Origin of the sequence: Duganella sp. 1224 (genome assembly GCF_013408245.1) — a bacterium.
GTDB lineage: Bacteria > Pseudomonadota > Gammaproteobacteria > Burkholderiales > Burkholderiaceae_D > Rugamonas.
This window is the reverse complement of record NZ_JACBYS010000004.1, coordinates 269057-286661: the sequence shown is the minus strand read 5'-3', so window position 1 is coordinate 286661 and position 17605 is coordinate 269057. Positions and strand designations below refer to the sequence as shown.

General features: G+C 68.5%; 18 protein-coding genes. 11 read left to right on the top strand and 7 right to left on the bottom strand.

Annotated elements, in window-relative coordinates:
* Positions 1-100: 100 nt before the first annotated feature.
* The gene (locus tag FHW58_RS19880; RefSeq protein WP_179674904.1) at positions 101-1093 is read left to right on the top strand and encodes an alpha/beta fold hydrolase; all 993 of its coding nucleotides are present in this window, start codon (positions 101-103) and stop codon (positions 1091-1093) included.
* Here FHW58_RS19880 and FHW58_RS19875 read toward each other — a convergent pair.
* The gene (locus tag FHW58_RS19875) at positions 1074-2003 is read right to left on the bottom strand and encodes a LysR family transcriptional regulator (protein ID WP_179674903.1); all 930 of its coding nucleotides are present in this window, start codon (positions 2001-2003) and stop codon (positions 1074-1076) included. The two genes, FHW58_RS19880 and FHW58_RS19875, sit on opposite strands and share 20 nt — an antisense overlap.
* Positions 2004-2133: 130 nt before the next feature.
* On the opposite strand from FHW58_RS19875, the gene FHW58_RS19870 reads away from it, so the two are divergent.
* From FHW58_RS19870 to FHW58_RS19840, 7 genes are read left to right on the top strand one after another with little or no spacing between them, the layout of a single operon-like run.
* Positions 2134-2886, top strand: a complete 753-nt coding sequence (locus FHW58_RS19870) for an SDR family oxidoreductase (RefSeq protein ID WP_179674951.1) — start codon at positions 2134-2136, stop codon at positions 2884-2886.
* Positions 2887-2898: 12 nt separating this feature from the next.
* Complete coding sequence (locus tag FHW58_RS19865) at positions 2899-4197, top strand: epoxide hydrolase family protein (protein WP_179674902.1); 1299 nt, start codon at positions 2899-2901, stop codon at positions 4195-4197.
* Positions 4198-4212: 15 nt separating this feature from the next.
* Positions 4213-5451: an epoxide hydrolase family protein gene (locus FHW58_RS19860; RefSeq protein WP_179674901.1), complete on the top strand. Its 1239-nt coding sequence runs from the start codon at positions 4213-4215 to the stop codon at positions 5449-5451.
* 11 nt (positions 5452-5462) lie between these two features.
* Positions 5463-6470: a zinc-binding dehydrogenase gene (locus FHW58_RS19855; protein WP_179674900.1), complete on the top strand. Its 1008-nt coding sequence runs from the start codon at positions 5463-5465 to the stop codon at positions 6468-6470.
* Between the two features lie 28 nt (positions 6471-6498).
* On the top strand, positions 6499-7194 hold the full coding sequence (locus FHW58_RS19850; protein WP_179674899.1) for a pirin family protein: 696 nt from the start codon (positions 6499-6501) through the stop codon (positions 7192-7194).
* Positions 7191-9242, top strand: coding sequence for a M13 family metallopeptidase (locus tag FHW58_RS19845; protein WP_373996709.1), 2052 nt, complete (start codon positions 7191-7193; stop codon positions 9240-9242). The genes FHW58_RS19850 and FHW58_RS19845 overlap by 4 nt, the downstream gene beginning before the upstream one ends.
* Positions 9243-9245: 3 nt before the next feature.
* Complete coding sequence (locus FHW58_RS19840) at positions 9246-9947, top strand: heavy metal response regulator transcription factor (RefSeq protein WP_179674898.1); 702 nt, start codon at positions 9246-9248, stop codon at positions 9945-9947.
* On the opposite strand, the gene FHW58_RS19835 is transcribed toward FHW58_RS19840, so the two are convergent.
* Together FHW58_RS19835 and FHW58_RS19830 are read right to left on the bottom strand one after the other, a co-directional pair.
* On the bottom strand, positions 9916-11310 hold the full coding sequence (locus tag FHW58_RS19835) for a heavy metal sensor histidine kinase (protein WP_179674897.1): 1395 nt from the start codon (positions 11308-11310) through the stop codon (positions 9916-9918). The genes FHW58_RS19840 and FHW58_RS19835 overlap by 32 nt on opposite strands.
* Positions 11307-11981, bottom strand: coding sequence for a heavy metal response regulator transcription factor (locus FHW58_RS19830; RefSeq protein WP_179674896.1), 675 nt, complete (start codon positions 11979-11981; stop codon positions 11307-11309). The genes FHW58_RS19835 and FHW58_RS19830 overlap by 4 nt, the downstream gene beginning before the upstream one ends.
* A 203-nt stretch (positions 11982-12184) precedes the next feature.
* Here FHW58_RS19830 and FHW58_RS19825 point away from each other — a divergent pair, with 203 nt between their 5' ends.
* Together FHW58_RS19825 and FHW58_RS19820 are read left to right on the top strand one after the other, a co-directional pair.
* Entirely contained in the window at positions 12185-12502 is a 318-nt protein-coding gene (locus FHW58_RS19825; protein ID WP_179674895.1) for a CzcE family metal-binding protein, read from the top strand.
* A gap of 12 nt (positions 12503-12514) precedes the next feature.
* Positions 12515-13597, top strand: coding sequence for a porin (locus FHW58_RS19820; protein WP_179674894.1), 1083 nt, complete (start codon positions 12515-12517; stop codon positions 13595-13597).
* On the opposite strand, the gene FHW58_RS19815 is transcribed toward FHW58_RS19820, so the two are convergent.
* The 3 genes from FHW58_RS19815 to FHW58_RS19805 form a co-directional block, all read right to left on the bottom strand.
* Positions 13598-14380, bottom strand: coding sequence for a 3-hydroxybutyrate dehydrogenase (locus tag FHW58_RS19815; RefSeq protein ID WP_179674949.1), 783 nt, complete (start codon positions 14378-14380; stop codon positions 13598-13600). It lies immediately after the preceding gene.
* Between the two features lie 66 nt (positions 14381-14446).
* On the bottom strand, positions 14447-15013 hold the full coding sequence (locus FHW58_RS19810; RefSeq protein WP_179674893.1) for a carboxymuconolactone decarboxylase family protein: 567 nt from the start codon (positions 15011-15013) through the stop codon (positions 14447-14449).
* Between the two features lie 175 nt (positions 15014-15188).
* Complete coding sequence (locus FHW58_RS19805; protein ID WP_179674892.1) at positions 15189-15965, bottom strand: SDR family NAD(P)-dependent oxidoreductase; 777 nt, start codon at positions 15963-15965, stop codon at positions 15189-15191.
* 98 nt (positions 15966-16063) lie between these two features.
* Here FHW58_RS19805 and FHW58_RS19800 point away from each other — a divergent pair, with 98 nt between their 5' ends.
* Entirely contained in the window at positions 16064-16966 is a 903-nt protein-coding gene (locus FHW58_RS19800; RefSeq protein ID WP_179674891.1) for a LysR family transcriptional regulator, read from the top strand.
* 64 nt (positions 16967-17030) lie between these two features.
* Here FHW58_RS19800 and ssb read toward each other — a convergent pair whose 3' ends face one another.
* Positions 17031-17549 carry a single-stranded DNA-binding protein gene (gene ssb, locus FHW58_RS19795; RefSeq protein ID WP_179674890.1) on the bottom strand — a complete coding sequence of 173 codons (519 nt, stop codon included), beginning with the start codon at positions 17547-17549 and terminating at the stop codon, positions 17031-17033.
* Positions 17550-17605: the final 56 nt, after the last annotated feature.

Genomic DNA, 17605 nt, shown 5'->3' with positions numbered 1-17605 from the left:
TTGTGCAAGGCCATGGATAGTGGCCCGACTTTCTGCCGATGGCAGGCGGCGACGGCCGGCCTAGACTGCCCCCTCATCCATCCACACTGAGGGGAACACCATGCTGAAACAACTTGTGCGGGCCGCCACGCTGGCGGCGGCCCTGCTGGCGGCCGGCGCGGCCGGCGCGGCGCCGGTCCGGCCGGACGTGCCGGCCGCGCAGCTCACCGACGCCGCGCTGGTCAGGCACCTGCCCGGTTTTCGCAACAGCGAGGCGCTGGTCAACGGCGTGCGCCTGCATTACGTGATCGGCGGCGAGGGCCCGCCGCTGGTGCTGCTGCCGGGCTGGCCGCAAACCTGGTGGTCGTTCCACAAGATCATGCCGGCGCTGGCCAAACATCACACGGTGATCGCGGTCGACCTGCGCGGCATGGGCAGCTCCGACAAGCCGGCCGGCGGCTACGAGAAAAAAACCATGGCCGGCGACATCCACGAACTGCTGGTCGAACTCGGCTATACGAAGGCCGACATCGTCGGCCACGACATCGGCTCGATGGTCGCCTACAGCTACGCCGCCCGCTTCCCGCAGGCCACCAACAAGCTGGTGCTGCTGGACGTGGCGCCGCCGGACGCCGGCCTGGCCACCTGGCCGCTGCTGCCGGCAGCCGGCACCTTCAGCGACCGGCTGGACGAGAAGCACGCCTACGTCTGGTGGTTCGCCTTCCACCAGGTCAAGGGCCTGCCGGAAGAGCTGCTGGAGGGCCGCTCCTGGCTGCTGCAGGCGTGGATGTTCCGCTACCTGATGCAGGACGAAAGCAAAATGGACCTGCTGGACCGCGCCGTCTACGCCGCCGCCTACGACCGCCGCGACGCCATCCGCGCCGGCGACGGCTGGTACCAGGCCTTCCCGCAGGACATCCTGGACAATGAACAGTATGCGCCGATCACCATGCCGGTGCTGGCCATCGGCGGCCCCGGCTACGAATGGCTGAAGGCCACGCTGGCCAACAAGAGCACCAACCACCAGGTGGTCAAGTTCGCCGACAGCGGCCACTTCATCCCGGATGAGCAGCCGGACAAGCTGGCGCGCTACCTCAACGACTTCCTGCGCTAGCCAGCGCGCGGTCGTCGACCGCCGCGAACAGCTGCACCGCCCAGTCGACAAACACCCGCACCGTGGCGTTCAGGTGGCGGTTGGGCGGGTACATGATGTACAGCGGGTGGCGCGGCGGCTGCCAGTCCTCCAGCAGCGCCACCATGTCGCCGCGCTCGATCATGTCGCGCACGAACCAGCGGAAGGTCTGGCCGATGCCCATGCCGGTGGTCAGCGCGCTCAGGTGCGCGGTGCTCTCGTTGACCGCCACCGCCGCGTGGCCGTGGATCTCCACGCTCTGCTCGCCGCGCGTGAAGCGCAGCGGAAACACCTTGCCGGTCAGCGAGGAAAAATAGCCGACGATGCGGTGGTGCTGCTCGATGTCCTCGGGCCGCGACGGCCGCCCGTGCTGCTCGATGTACGAGGCGTGGCAGCAGGTGACAAACTCCATCTCGCACAGCTTGCGCGCGATCAGCGTGGTGTCGGCCAGCGCGCCGCCACGGATCACGCAGTCGATGCCTTCGCTGATCAGGTCGGTGGGACGGTCGCTGACGCCCACCCGCAGCTCGATGTCCGGGTAGGCCGCCTGGAAGCGCGGCAGCGCCGGCAGCAGCAACTGGTTGGCGTGGATCGAGCCGATGTCGATGCGCAGCCGGCCCTTGGGCTGGGCACGCGTCTGGCGCGTGGCTGTGTCCATGTCCTCCAGGTCGCCCAGCAGGCGGCGCGCGCGCTCGTAGTACTGCGCGCCCTCCGGCGTGACGGTGATGGTGCGCGTGGTGCGGTGGATCAGCCGCGTGCCCAGATGGTCCTCGAGGTCCTGCAGCAGCTTGCTGGCGGTCGAGCGCGGCATGTTGAGCTGGTCGGCCGCCTTGCCGAAGGTGCCGGCCTCGGCGATCCGTACGAATATGCGCAACGCGAGTAATTGATCCATGCATGCTCCCCGGTCAGAAAGCATTTATTGTACATCCACATGGATAGTGATTCCACTTTCTCCCAATTTACACAGCCTGCTGCACAACCTACACTGGGTTCCATCAACTAACCCAATACGAAGGAGTTCCATCATGAGCAAGCTTCAAGGCAAAGTAGCAGTGGTCACCGGCGGCACCAGCGGCATCGGCCTGGCCACCGCCCAGCGTTTCGCCGCCGAGGGCGCGCGCGTCTTCCTCACCGGCCGCCGCCAGGCCGAGCTGGACAAGGCTGTCGCCGGCATGCCGGGCGCCACCGGCATCCGGGCCGACTCGTCCAGCAGCGCCGACCTGCAGCGTCTGTTCGAGACCATCAAGGACCAGGCCGGCCACATCGACGTGCTGTACGTCAACGCCGGCGGCGGCTCGATGGCGCCGCTGGGCGGCATCACCGAGGAACACTTCAACGACGCCTTCGACCGCAACGTCAAGGGCCTGACCTTCACCGTGCAGGGCGCGCTGCCGCTGCTGGCCAAGGGCGCCTCGGTCATCCTGACCAGCTCGACCGCCGGCGTGCTGGGCACCGCCGCCTTCAGCATCTACAGCGCCAGCAAGGCCGCCGTGCGCAACCTGGCGCGCAGCTGGATCCTGGACGTCAAGGACCGCGGCATCCGCATCAACGTGGTCAGCCCTGGCCCGATCCGCACGCCGGGCCTGGTGGAACTGGCCGGCAACGACCCGGCCGCGCAGCAAGGCCTGCTGGACTACCTGGCCTCGCAAGTGCCGCTGGGCCGCGTCGGCGAACCGGAGGAAATCGCCAAGGCGGTGGTGTTCCTGGCCTCGGATGACGCCAGCTTCGTCAACGGCAGCGAGCTGTTCGTCGACGGCGGCCTGGCCCAGGTTTAAGCGGAGCGCGCCATGGACCAGTTCCCGCATCCGGACCCTTCGCGCCGCGCGGCGCTGCGCGGTGTCGCCGCGGCGGCCGCCGCCGGCGGCATCGCCAGCCTGCTGCCGGCGGCCGTCTCGGCGGCCGCGGCCGCCAATCCCGTCCAGCCGGTCGCCTTCGAGCGTCCGGCCAGCGTGCCCGGCGTGCAGCCGTTCAAGGCCGCCATCCCGCAGGCCGCGCTGGACGACCTCAAGCTGCGCCTGTCGATGACGCGCTGGCCCGACCAGGAACTGGTGCCGGACTGGTCCCAGGGCCTGCCGCTGGCGCGCCTGCAGGCGCTGGCCGACCACTGGCAGCACCACTATGACTGGCGCCAAGCCGAAGCGAAGCTGAACGCCTTCCCGCAGTTCATCACCCGCATCGACGGCCTCGACATCCACTTCCTGCACGTGCGCTCGAAACACCCGAACGCGCTGCCGATCGTGCTGACGCACGGCTGGCCGGGCTCGGTATTCGAATTCATCAAGAGCATCGGCCCGCTGGTCGACCCGACCGCGCACGGCGGCAAGGCCGAGGACGCCTTCCACGTGGTGATCCCGTCGCTGCCGGGCTACGGCTTCTCCGGCAAGCCGACCAGCACCGGCTGGGGCCTGCCGCACATCGCCCGCGCCTGGGCCACCTTGATGCGCCGCCTCGGCTACAAGAAGTGGGTGGCGCAGGGCGGCGACTGGGGCGCCGGCGTCACCACCTGGCTGGCCAAGCAGCACGCCGACGGCCTGGCCGCCATCCACCTCAACCTGCCGATCCTGTTCCCGCCGCCGATCGAAGGCGAACCGGACAAGGAAGAGCAGGCCACCATCGCCCAACTGGTGGCGTTTGACGGCAGCAAATCCGGCTACGCCAAGCTGCAGGGCACGCGCCCGCAGACCATCGGCTACGCGCTGGCCGACTCGCCGGTGGCGCAAGCCGCCTGGATCTACGAAAAGCTGGGCGAATGGACCGACAGCCACCACCAGCCGGAATCGGTGCTGACGCTGGACGACATGCTCGACAACATTTCCCTGTACTGGCTGACCGACAGCGGCGCCTCGTCGGCGCGCCTGTACGCGGAAAGCTTCACCACCGATTTCGCGACGCAAAAGCTGGACCTGCCGGTGGCGGTCAGCCTGTTCCCCGGCGAGCTGTACCACCCGCCGCGCAAGTGGGCCGAGCGCGTGTACGCGAAGCTGTACTACTGGAACGAAGCGGCGCGCGGCGGCCACTTCGCGGCCTTCGAGCAGCCGACGCTGTTCACGGCCGAGTTGCGCCGCGCCTTTGCCACCGTCCGTTAAGCCCAGGAGAACACCATGCAAGCAACACCCACCCAGCCAGCGCGCCGCGCGCTGTTGACCGGCAAACCCGCGGCCGCGCGCCGCGCCGCGCCGCCAGGCCTGGCGCTGCCGCCCGCCACCAGCGCCGTCACGCCCTTCCGCGTGGATGTGCCGCAGGCGCTACTGGACGACCTCAAGCTGCGCCTGTCGATGACCCGCTGGCCCAACCAGCAAACCGGCCCCGACTGGGCACAAGGCGTGCCACTCAAGCGCATGCAGGACGTGGCCAGGTACTGGCAGCAGCGCTACGACTGGCGCCGCACCGAGGCCCGCCTCAACGCCTTCCCGCAGTTCCGCACCGAGATCGACGGCGTCGGCATCCACTTCCTGCACGTGCGCTCGAAACACGAAAACGCGCTGCCGCTGATCCTGACCCACGGCTGGCCCGGCTCGATCTTCGAATTCCTCAAGGTGATCGGCCCGCTGACCGATCCGACCGCGCACGGCGGCAAGGCCGAGGACGCCTTCCACGTGGTGGTGCCGTCGCTGCCCGGCTTCGGCTTCTCCGACAAGCCCAGGGACAAGGGCTGGAACGTGGTGCGCATCGCCCAGGCCTGGGGCACGCTGATGGCGCGCCTCGGCTACAGCAAGTGGGTGGCGCAGGGCGGCGACTGGGGCGCCGGCGTCACCACCGCGCTCGGCCACGTCAAGCCGGCCGGCCTGGCCGGCATCCACCTGAACTGGCAGTTTGTGTTCCCGGAAAAAATGCCGGCCACGCTGTCGGCCGACGAGCAGCGCGCGGTGGACGGCGTCGGCCGCTTCCTCAGCGGCGAATACGGCTACTTCAACGAGCAGGCGACGCGGCCGCAAACCGTGGGCGAGGTGCTGAGTTCGACGCCGGTCGGCCAGGCCGCCTGGATCTACGAGAAATTCCAGGCCTGGAGCGACAACGGCGGCGACGTCGAGAATGTGCTGACGCGCGATGAAATGCTGGACGACATCTCGCTGTACTGGCTGACCAACACCTCGGCCTCCTCGGCCCGCATCTACTGGGAAAACTCGCCATCGAGTTTCTCCGGCGGCCGGCTCGACCTGCCGGTGGCGGTCAGCGTGTTCCCGAAGGAGATCTACCGCGCGCCGCGCTCGTGGGCCGAGCAGAGCTACCCGCACATGATCTACTGGAACGAGGTCGAGCGCGGTGGCCACTTCGCGGCGTTTGAACAACCGGCGCTGTTCGTGCGCGAACTGCGCGCCGGCTTCGCCAAGCTGCGCTAAGGAGACGGCCCATGCGCAGCATCATCTACCACCAGTACGGCGAGCCGGCCGAGGTCCTGCACCTGACCGAGGCGCCGGAACTGCCGCCGCCGTCGCAGGGCGAGGTGCTGATCCGCGTAACGCACCGGCCCATCCACCCCGGCGACCTGCTGGGCGTGCGCGGCCGCTACCGCGCGCCGGGCAACACCGCGCCGGTCGGCGTGGACGGCGCCCGGCCCGGTTTTGAGGGCGCCGGCGTCATCGAGGCGGTTGGCGCCGGCGTCGATCCGGCGCTGGCGCCGGGCGCGCGCGTGGCCTTCTTCCCGGCCCGCTGGGCCTGGAGCGACAAGGTGATCGCGCCGGCCCGCTTCGTCACGGTCACCCCGGACGACGTCGCCGATGCCGCCGCCGCCCAGCTGCACGTGGCGCCGCTGACCGCCGCGCTGCTGTTCCGCGCGGTGCAGGACGCCGGCGCCCGTCGCGGCGACGTGGTGGCGCTGTCGGCCGCCGGCGGCGCGGTCGCCCGCCTGACCGCCCAGCTGCTGCACGAAGCCGGCTACCGCGCGGTGGGCGTGGTGCGCTCGGCCGCGGCCGTCGCCGCGCTGCAGGAACAGGCGCCCTACATGGGCATTGTCAGCACCGACCAGGCCGACTGGAGCAAGCGCATCTACGCCGTCACCCAGGGCATGCCGCTCAGGGTGGCGCTGGACCCGGTCGGCGGCGCGGTGGCCAGCACGCTGGCGGCATTGCTGGACGGCGGCGGCACGCTGGTGTCCTACGGCGACCTGTCGGGCCAGCCGCTGAGCGTGCCGGCGCTGGCGTTTTCCACCCGCGACCTGCGCATCGGCGGCGTCTCGGTCGGCCGCTGGCCGGCGCTGCCGGATGCCCAGCGCGACGCCGACCGCGCCACCGCGCTGCGGCTGGCGCGCACCGCGCCGGCGCTGTTCCGCGTGGCCGCCGAATATCCGCTGGACGCCATCGCCGCCGCCGTCCTCCACGCCGAGCAGCCGGGCAAGGACGGCGCCGTGCTGCTGCGTTAAGTCGCTTTACCTGATCAGACAGACCATCATGCTTTTACATCGACGCGCGAAATCACTGGACCGTAACAACCTGCCCTGGCTGCGCGCCAGCTATCACTTCAAGGTGGACGCCACCGGCAACCCCGAGCATAGCCCGCTGGGCCCGCTCTACGTGTGGAACGACGACGAGGTGGCGGTTGGCGCCGGCTTCCCGATGCATGGCCACCGGGCGGTGGAAATCGTCAGCTACGTGCGGCACGGCCTACTGCAGCACCGCGACAGCCTCGGCTCGGTCGGCCAGTTGCAAGGCGGCGAGGTGCAGGTGATGAGCGCCGGCACCGGCATCCGCCACTCGGAAGCCAACCACGGCAAGGTGCCGCTGCGGCTGTACCAGATCTGGCTGCAGCCGCGCGTGCCGGACGCGCCGCCGCGCTGGGAAACCCGGCCGATTCCGCGCGCGCCGGGCGCCGGCTTCACCGTGCTGGCCAGCGGCCTGCCCGGCGACGAGCAGGCGCTGCCGATTGACGCCGACGCCCGCGTGCTGAACGCCATGCTCAAGGCCGGCGACCAGGTCAGCCATGCGCTGGGGCGCGGCCGCCAGGCCTACCTGGTGGTGGCCGCCGGCCAGATCGGCATCGACGGCGAAACCATGGCCAGCGGCGACGGCGCGGTGATCCTGAACGTCGAGACCACCCACATCACCGCGCTGGAGGATGCCGAGCTGGTCATGGTGGAAGTTGCGTGAAGCGCCGCCGCATGACGCCACGCCTGCTGCCCCTGCTGCGCCTGCTGCCCCTGGTGCCCCTGCTATTCGCCGCCGGCGCCCGCGGCGCGCCGCCGCCGACGGCCGGCATCGACCGCGCGGCCATCGATCCCGCCGTGCGCAGCCAGGACGATTTTTTCCAGCACATGAACGGCCGCTGGCTGGCCACCACCGCCATCCCGCCTGACCGGCCGAGCTGGGGCGCCTACCAGCAACTGGCCGACCAGGTGCTGCCGCAGTTGCGCACCCTGCTCGACAACGCCATCGCCCAGCCGGACGCCACACCAGACAGCCGCCGGCTGGCCGACTTTTACGCCAGCTACATGGACGAAGACCGGCTGGAGCAACTCGGCCTGACGCCGCTGCGGGAAGAACTGGCGCGGGTGGACGCGCTGTCCACCCGCCAGCAACTGCCGCAACTGATCGCCCACCTGCAACAACTCGGCATCAGCGCGCTGTACAGCGTGACGGTCGACCAGGACAGCCACCAGGCCACCCGCTACGCGCTGCTGCTGGACCAGGACGGCCTGGGCCTGCCGGACCGCGACGACTATCTGCGCCCGGACGATGCCCGCGCCGCCGACCTGCTGCAGCGCTACCAGCGGCACGTGGCGCAGATGCTGACGCTGGCCGGCGTGGCCGACGCCGACGCCAACGCGCGCGCCGTGCTGGCCTTCGAACAGCAACTGGCGCGCCTGCAATGGACGGCGGAGCAGCTGCGCGACCCGGCAGCCAGCTACAACCCGCGCACCCCGGCCCAGCTGGCCGCGCTGACGCCCAGCTACGACTGGCGCGCCTACCTGCGCGCGGCCGGCCTGCAAGACACTGTCGCGCCGCTGATCATCGGCCAGCCCGGCTATTTCCAGGGCATGGCCGCGCTGCTGGACCGCACGCCGCTGTCCACGCTGCAAGCGTACTTCAAGTGGCAGCTGCTGCACGCCTGCGCGCCCTACCTGAACCGGGCGGCGGCCGACGCCAATTTCGCGTTTTATGGCCAGGCCCTGAGCGGCACCGCGGCCCAGCCGCCGCGCTGGAAACGCGGCGTACGCCTGATCAACGACACGCTGGGCGAAGCGCTCGGCCAGCTCTATGTGCGGCAGTACTTCCCGCCCGAGCGCAAGCAGCGCATGGCGGCGCTGGTGCGCAACCTGCTCGACGCCTACCGCGCCGACATCGACCAGCTCGACTGGATGGGGCCGGACACCAAACGCGCGGCGCAGGCCAAGCTGGCCAAGCTGACGGTCAAGATCGGCTACCCGGACCGCTGGCGCGACGACAGCGCGCTGCTGGTGCGCCGCGACGACCTGCTGGGCAACGTGCTGCGCTGGCGCCAGTCCGACTACGCGCGCAGGATCGGCAAGCTGGACGGGCCGGTCGACCGCGCCGAATGGGGCCTGCCGCCGCAAACCGTCAATGCCTACTACAACCCGCAGCTGAACGAGGTGGTGTTCCCGGCCGCCATGCTGCAAGCGCCATTCTTCGACGCCGATGCCGACGACGCCGTCAACTATGGCGCCATCGGCGCCGTCATCGGCCATGAAATCAGCCATGCCTTCGACGATCACGGCGCCCGCTACGACGGCGACGGCAACCTGCGCGACTGGTGGCGCACGGCCGACCACCAGGCCTTCGAAGACCGCATCGCGCGCCTGACCGCCCAATACGACCAGTTCAGCCCGCTGCCCGGCCAGCACGTCAACGGCGCCCTGACGCGCGACGAGAACATCGCCGACAACAGCGGCCTGGCGATCGCCTACCAGGCCTGGACGCGCTCGCTGCACGGCGCGCCGGCGCCGGTCATCGACGGCCTCAGCGGCGAGCAGCGCTTCTACATGGGCTACGCGCAGTCGCGCCGCGTCAAGATGCTGGACGCCGAGCTGATCCGCCGGCTGAAGACCGACGTCCACGCGCCCGGCGCCGCCCGCACCAACATCCCGCTGCGCAACCAGCCCGACTTCTACCGCGCCTTCGACGTCCAGCCCGGCGACCGGATGTACCTGCCGCCGGCGCAGCGCGTACGCATCTGGTGACGCATGAAAATCCTGGTCATCGAAAACGACGCCAAGACCGGCGACTACCTGCACGACGGCCTGGAGGAATCCGGCTACGTGGTGGACCTGGCGCGCAACGGCCCGGATGGCCTGCACCTGGCCACCTCGCTGGAGTACGACCTGATCCTGCTCGACGTCAGCATGCCCGGCATGGACGGCTGGGAGGTGATGCGCCAGCTCGGCCCGGCGCCGGCCACGCCGGTGATCTTCCTGTCGGCGCGCGACGCGCTGGCCGACCGCCTGAAGGGCCTGGAACTGGGCGCCGAGGATTACCTCGGCAAGCCGTTCTCGTTCGCCGAGCTGCTGGCGCGCATCCGCGTGGCGCTGCGCCGCGGCCACCACGAGCGGCGCGACGACAGCCTGCGCGTGGGCGACCTGCTGATCGACGTGGCGACGCGCCGCGTGACGCGCGCCGGCCAGCGCCTGACGCTGACCAACCAGGAATTCGTGCTGCTGGAATTCTTCGTCCAGCACCAGGGCATGGCGCTGTCGCGCTCGCTGATCGCCTCGCGCGTGTGGGACATGAACTTCGACAGCGACACCAATGTCGTCGACGTCGCCGTGCGGCGCCTGCGCAAGAAGGTCGACCTGCCGTTCGCCACCCAGCTGATCCACACGGTGCACGGCGTCGGCTACCGCTGCGAGGCCGAGGTCAGCGAGGCTGCGGCGGAAAGCCCAGCGTGAAGCGGGTCAGGCCGTCGTTGCTGCTGGCCTGCCAGCGGCCCTGGTGCAGGGTCATGATGCTGCGCACGATCGACAAGCCCAGGCCGCTCGACGAGGCCGAGTCGGCGCGTGCCGGGTCGGCGCGGTAAAAGCGGTCGAAGATGCGCGCCAGGTGCTGCGGCGGGATGGTCGGGCCGCGGTTCTCGACGCTGATCTCGACCCCGGCCGTGTGCGCGGTGGCGGTCAGCACGATGACCGAGCCGGCGTCGGCGTAGCGCACCGCGTTGGCCAGCAGATTGCCCAGCGCGCGCCGCAGCAGCGTCTGGTCGGCCCAGACCTGGCCATCGCCGCTGACCGCGATGCGCACCTCGCGCTCCTCGGCCACGCCCTCGAAATAATCGACCATGCGCTGCAGCTCGTCGGCCAGCGGCAGCAGCTTGCGCTCGATGGCGTTGTCGGCGTTGTCGGCGCGCGCCAGGAACAGCATGTTGTCGGTCATCTTGGACAGCCGCTGCAGCTCCTCGAAATTCGATCCCAGCAGTTTTTCGTAGTAGGCGACGTCGCGCCGCTGGCCCAGCGCCACCTCGGTCTGGCCCAGCAGGTTGCCGATCGGCGTGCGCAGGTCGTGCGCCATGTCGGCCGACACCTGGCTCAGTTGCGTGAAGCTGCGCTCCAGCCGCTCCAGCATGCCGTTGACGCCGTCGATCAGCGGCGCCAGCTCGCGCGGCGCGCCGCGCTGCTCGATGCGGGTGGACAGGTTGCGCACGCCGATGCTGGCGGTCTGCCGCGCCAGCGCGCGCAACGGCGACAGGCCGCGGCGCGCGCCCCACCACGCCAGGAAGGCCAGCAGGCAGGCGCCGCTGGACGCCACCAGCAGGATCTCGTTGCGGTAGGCCCGCAGCACCCGGCTGCGCTCGCTCATCAGGCGGCCGGCGACGATTTCCAGGTCCTGCGGCGCGCCGGAAATCGGCGTCGTCACGGCCAGCACGGAAAACGGAATATCGCCGTGCTCGGCCGCGTGGCGCACGTCGTCCAGCCCCAGCGGCGCGTTGGTGCGCAGCGGCATGACGCGCGGTACCGGCGTGTGGCTGGGATTGACCTCGATCAGCGGCGCCTGGCCGGGAAAGCGCAGCACCAGCAGGGCTTCGCGGTTGCCCAGCATATTGGAGAACAGGCGCGGCTTCTGGTGGATCAGCGCGATCAGGTCGGTATCCTGCAGCAGCGCGCGGATCTGCTCGACGCGCGCCACCAGCGCCGCATCGTCGCGGTCGGCCAGTTGCCGCGCCAGCGACTGGTACAGCACCGCGCCCACCGCCGCCAGCACCGCGAACGACAGGCAGGCGAACAGCAGCGCCAGCCGCGCCGCCAGCGAACGCCGCGTCACGCCTCGGCCTCGCAGCGGTAGCCGACGCCGTGCACCGTGTGGATCAGGCGCGTGGCGAACGGCTCGTCGATCTTCTGCCGCAGGCGGCGCACGGCGACGTCGACCACGTTGGTGTCGCTGTCGAAGTTCATGTCCCACACGCGCGAGGCGATCAGCGAGCGCGACAGCACCTGGCCCTGGTTCTGCACGAAGAACTGCAGCAGCGCGAATTCCTTGTTGGTCAGCGTCAGGCGCTGCTCGCCGCGCTGCACGCGGCGCCGCGGCGGGTCGATTTCCAGGTCGGCGATGCGCAGCACGTCGTCCGCGCGCTGCTGGGCGCCGCGGCGCAGCGCCACGCGGATGCGCGCCAGCAGCTCGGCGAACGAGAACGGCTTGACCAGATAGTCCTCGGCGCCCAGGTCCAGTCCCTTGAGCTTGTCCTCCAGCGTGCCGCGCGCGGTCAGGAACAGCACCGGCACGCCGGCCGACTTGTCCAGCTGGCGCATGACTTCCCAGCCGTCCATATGCGGCATCATCACGTCCAGCAGGATCAGGTCGTAACGGAATTCGCTGGCCATGTGCAGGCCGTCCTTGCCATTGCGCGCCAGATCGACCACATAGCCCGATTCGGTCAGGCCGGTGCGCAGGTAGTCGCCGGCCTTGGGCTCGTCTTCCATCACTAAGATTCTCATGGCTCCATCCTTGGTAGCAGTCCAGGGCCCGACTTTAAGCCCGGCGCGGCGACAGGAATCTGACAGAGAAATGACAAAGCGGTCATTTTTTCCGGCTGACAGATTTGCGCAATGATTACGTCATGTTTTTGTAATCCCCGCGTCATGCTGGCGTCAGCGCCGGTTTTCTACACTGGCTCCATCACTCACCGAAAGGAGTCATCATGAAAACCCTGAACCACACCCTGTTTGCCCTGACCATCGCCACCGCCACGCTGGGCGCCGCCCACGCGGCCGACTTCGGCCAGACCGTCGACCAGCGCTTCAGCCAGCGCACCGTCAACCTCGACGCCGGCACCAGGTATGTCAACGTCACCGACGGCGAAACCGTGGACTTCGTCCAGAACGGCAAGCACTTCACCTTCCACTTCGACACCTACCCGAACGTGACCGAAGTCGACCTGAAGAACATCGCCCCCGCCGGTTTCGACGCTGGCGCGGTGGAAGTGTATGTGGCCAGCAACCCGCTGTACCGCGGCTGATCGCGCCACACCATGCGCAAACCACTATTGAGTGTCATGGCGCTGGGCGCCATCACCGCCGGCGCCCACGCCCAGTCGAACGTCGCGCTGTACGGCATCGTCGATGCCGGCGTGGTGGCCGAGCGCGGCGGCGCGGCCGGCAACCTGACCAAGGTCACCAGCGGCGTCGGCTCGGTGTCGCGCCTCGGCCTCAAGGGGAACGAGGATCTTGGCGGCGGACTGAGCGCGCTGTTCGTGCTGGAATCCGGCTTCAAGGTGGACAGCGGCGAATCCGATGTGGCCGGCGCCCTCTTCAACCGCCAGGCCTTCGTCGGCCTGAGCAGCCGCGACGCCGGCACGCTGACGCTGGGCCGCCAGAAGACCACGCTGTACAAGGCGCTCGCCGAGGTCGGCGACCCGTTTGGCCTCGGCTATGCCGGCAGCGCCAAGAACCTGTTCCCGATCGGCGGGTCCAACACCCGCACCAGCAACACCATCGCCTACGCCACGCCGCAGGTGGCGGGCTGGTCGGGCGAGGCCACGTATAGCCTGGGTGAACAGCCGGGCAACCAGGCCGCCGGCCGCCAGTACGGCGCCGCCGTGGCCTACCAGAACGGCGACCTCAACACGCGGCTGGTCTACAACAGCCGCAACAGCGACAACGCGCTGCCGGGCACGGCGCCGGCGTCGCACGATCTCGGCCGCAACGTGCTGTTGGTCGCCAACTACGACTTCCACGTGGTGAAAGCCTTCTTCGCCTACGGCCAGGACAAGGGCTACAACAGCGCGGTGCTGCCGGTGGCCAACGCCTACGGTGACGCCACCCCGCCCAAGCCGACCACCGACAGCCGCGACCTGCTGATCGGCGCCAGCATCCCGGTCGGCGCGCGCGGCACTGTCATGACGTCCTACCTGCACAAGGACGACCGCCAGTGGCGCCAGGACGCCAGCCAGTACGCCGTCGGCTACAGCTATGCCTGGTCACGGCGCACCAGCACCTACGCGGCCTATGCACGGATCAACAACCGCAACGGCGCCGGCTACACGGTCGGCAATGACGGCGAGGCCGGCAGCGGCAACGCCGCCTTCAACCTCGGCGTGCGGCATTCCTTCTGATTACTGCATGAACCAGCCGTGGCTGACCACGATCGACTGGCCGGTCAGGGCATTGGACGGGAAAGCGGCCAGGAACAGCGCGGTCTGCGCGACATCGTCGACGGTGGTGAACTCGCCGTCCACGGTTTCCTTCAGCATCACCTTCTTGACCACGTCCTCTTCCGAGATGCCCAGCTCCTTGGCCTGCTCGGGAATCTGCTTTTCCACCAGCGGCGTGCGCACGAAGCCGGGGCAGATGACGTTGGCGCGCACGCCATGCGCCGCGCCCTCCTTGGCCACCGTCTTGCACAGGCCGATCAGGCCATGCTTGGCGGTCACGTACGGCGCCTTCAGCACCGACGCCTCCTTCGAGTGTACCGAACCCATGTAGATGACGCTGCCGCCGCGCTTTTGCGCGTACATCAGCTTGAGGGCAGCGCGCGTGGTCAGGAAAGCGCCGTCGAGGTGGATCGCCAGCATCTTCTTCCAGTCGGCGAACGAGAACGAATCGACCGGCGCGACGATCTGGATGCCGGCATTGGACACCAGCACATCGATGCCGCCCAGCTTGTCGGCGGCGGCCTGGATGCCGGCATCCACCTGCTCCTCATTGGTGACGTCCATCGCCACCGCGATGGCGCGCTGGCCGGACGGATCGAGCTCGGTGGCGGTGGCCTGCGCCGACTGCAGGTTAAGGTCGGCGATGACGACCTTGGCGCCATTCTTGAAAAATACCGTGGCGATTTCCTTGCCGATGCCGCTGGCAGCGCCGGTCACGACTGCAACTTTGTCTTGTATGCTCATCATGGTTCCTTCAAAGTAGAGAGTTGCTAGATTACTGGATCTGGTGCGCGCGTGTAGCCAGCCACGCTACTCGCGCTCGGGCACCGGCACGTTGAAACCGTTCAGCGTGGTCGACACCAGCGCGTACAGGCCGACCAGATAAATCAGTTCGCTGGCGCCCTGCTGGCCGAAGGTGTCGACCGCCAGCCGGTACAGCGGCTCCGGCAGCACGCCGCCGCGCGCCAGCGCGTAGGAGAAATCGAAGGCGGCGTTTTCCGCCTTCGACAAATCGGTGGGCTTGAGGCCGGCCACCAGCGCCGCCACGCGCTCGGCCGACATGCCCTCCTTCTCCGCCACCGCCACGTGGGCGTACAGCTCGTAGGCAGCGTTGTAGCGGGCGCCGACCACCAGGATGGCGATCTGCCGCACGTTGTCCGGCAAGACGGCGTTGGCGGTCATGGCCAGCGTCAGATCCCAGATCGCCTTGCCGATGCCGGGCGAATGCAGCCACGGATTCCACGGCCCCATCAGGGCACCGTCCTCGCGCTCGACCTGGAAGGCGTTGAAATTGCTGGCGATGCCTTGACGCATGCTGTCGTACAGGGATTTTTGCTCGGGGGTCAATTCTGCGGGGTGGATCAGGGGCAATCGCATGGTGTCCTCGCGTAAGTGGATGAGTCCATCCAGTTTAATGATGAATTCGCCACACGGTTCACGCCCCTGACCTAAGTCCAGTATTAAATATTTACTATTTTCTTATCGGCGTCACCAAACCACCCCGAGCTGTGCATTTTTTACAACATCGAAGTGATCTGATGGCGCGCCGGCTTCAGCGCTGGCCGGGGATATTGAAGCCGCCGTCCGCCAGGATGCTCTGGCCGGTGACGAAGCGGGCGCCCTCGCCGGCCAGCCACACCGCGACGTCCGCCACGTCCTCCGGCGCGCCGATGCGCTTGAGCGGCGTGTGCGCGGCCACCGCGTCCAGCATCGCCTGCGGCATGCTCTCGGTCATCGGCGTGGCGGTCAGGCCGGGGCTGACATTGTTGATGCGGATGCCCTCGCCGCCGACCTCCACCGCCAGCGCCCGCACCATGGCGTCAAGCGCGCCCTTGCTGGCCGCATACAGCGACAAGCCGGCGGTGCCGCCGGTGGCGGCGATCGACGAGGTGTTGACGATCGCCCCGCCCTGCCCCAACGCGCGCATCGCCTGGATTTCGTGCTTGACCAGCAACCACACGCCCTTGAGATTGGTGGCGATGACGTTATCGAAATCGGCCGCGGTCAGCGACGTGACCGGACCGTACGACGAGACGCCGGCATTGTTGAAGGCGACGTCCAGCCGGCCAAAGCCATCCACGGCGGCCTTGACCAGCGCGGCCACCTCGCCCTCCTGCTGGACATCGGTCGGCACCACAATCGCGCGCCCGTCCGCCGCCAGAATCTCGTCCCGCACGGCCTCCAGCGCGGCGCGGCGGCGTCCCGCCAGCACCACCGCCGCGCCATGGGCGGCAAACGCCAGCGCGGCAGCGCGGCCGATGCCCGATCCGGCACCCGTCACCAGGGCAACCTTGCCCGACAAATTGAACGCTACAGTACGTGTTTGCATGATGCTTTCCTTTCAGAGAAAAGCCCATGGTAAATATGCGCGCCCTGCTCAACAATACCCCATAATTTGGATGACTTGATGAGCCATACTCAACTATTATGCGCGGCAATGAATACACCGAATTGCTGTCGTTTGTCGAAGTTGCCCGGCAGCGCAGCTTTCGCCAGGCGGCCGCCAAACTGGGGCTGACGCCGTCCGCCCTCAGCCACACCATCCGCGCGCTGGAGCAGCGCCTGCAAGTCAAGCTGCTGAACCGCACCACGCGCAGCGTCGCGCCCACCGAGGCCGGCAGCCTGCTGCTGGAACGGATCGCGCCGGCGTTCGAGGAAGTGTCGTCCGCCGTGCTGGCGGTGCAGGCCTTGCAGGGCCGGCCCGCCGGCAGCGTGCGCCTGAACGTGCCCAGCGTGGCGGCGCACATGGTGCTGGCGCCGCTGCTCGCGGATTTCTGCCGGCGCTATCCCGACATCCGGCTCGACATCACCGTGGAAGACAGCCTGGTCGACATCGTTGACGGCGGCTTCGACGTCGGCATCCGTCCCGGCGAGCGCCTGCACCGCGACATGGTGGCGCTGCGTCTGACGCCGGCACTGACCACCGCCGTGGTGTGCGCGCCGACCTACCTCGCGGGCCGCACACCACCGCGCACGCCGCAGGAACTCGGCGGCCATGCCTGCCTGATGTATCGCTGGCGCGGCAGCCAGCAGGTATATCCGTGGCCGTTGCGGCGCGACAGCGAAGCGGTTGACATCCAGTTCGACGGCGCCGTGTCGAGCAACGATATTGGGGTGCTGCTGTCGGCCTGCCTGAACGGCGCCGGCATCGCCTGCCTGGCGCGGGAACTGGTCGCGCCGTATCTCGCCAGCGGCGCGCTGGTCAGCCTGCTGGAAGACTGGTGCGCCACCACGCCCGGTTTCTACCTTTACTACCCCGGCCGCCAGACCTCGGCCGCCGTGCGCGTCTTCATCGACTTCATGCGCGAGCAGGCCAGCCTCGTCCCATAAGCAAAAAGCCCCATCACTGCAACAAGTGATGGGGCTTTTTCAAACCGCGTTCCGAACGAACCGCTTAGAACGGGATGTCGTCATCCATATCCGAGAAGTTCGGCGCTGGGCGTGGAGCCGGGCGTGGGGCTGGGGCCGGTGCTGCCATTTGTGGGCGCGGCGCTGGGGCCGGCCGCGGGGCCGGTGCCTCGTAGCCGCCGCCACCGCCGTAGCCGCCGTCGTCCATGCCGTCGCCGCCGCCCATGCCGGAACGGCCGCCCAGCATCTGCATGTTTTCAGCGATGATGTCGGTCGCGTATTTCTCGACGCCGTCCTTGTCGGTGTATTTACGGGTCTGCAGGCGGCCTTCGACGTAGACCGACGAGCCTTTTTTCAGGTACTGGCCGACGATTTCCGCCAGGCGGCCGAAGAACGAAATGCGGTGCCACTCGGTCTGCTCTTTCTGCTCGCCGGTGTTGCGGTCTTTCGAACGGTACGAGGTCGCCACTGCGATGTTGGCGATCGCATCACCGCTAGGCATGTAGCGAATTTCCGGATCGCGACCCAGGTTGCCGACGATGATGACTTTGTTGACTGATGCCATTTTATTAAAACTCCAATGTGTTCGACCAAACTAGAAGTTTAGCTCACTTTTGACCC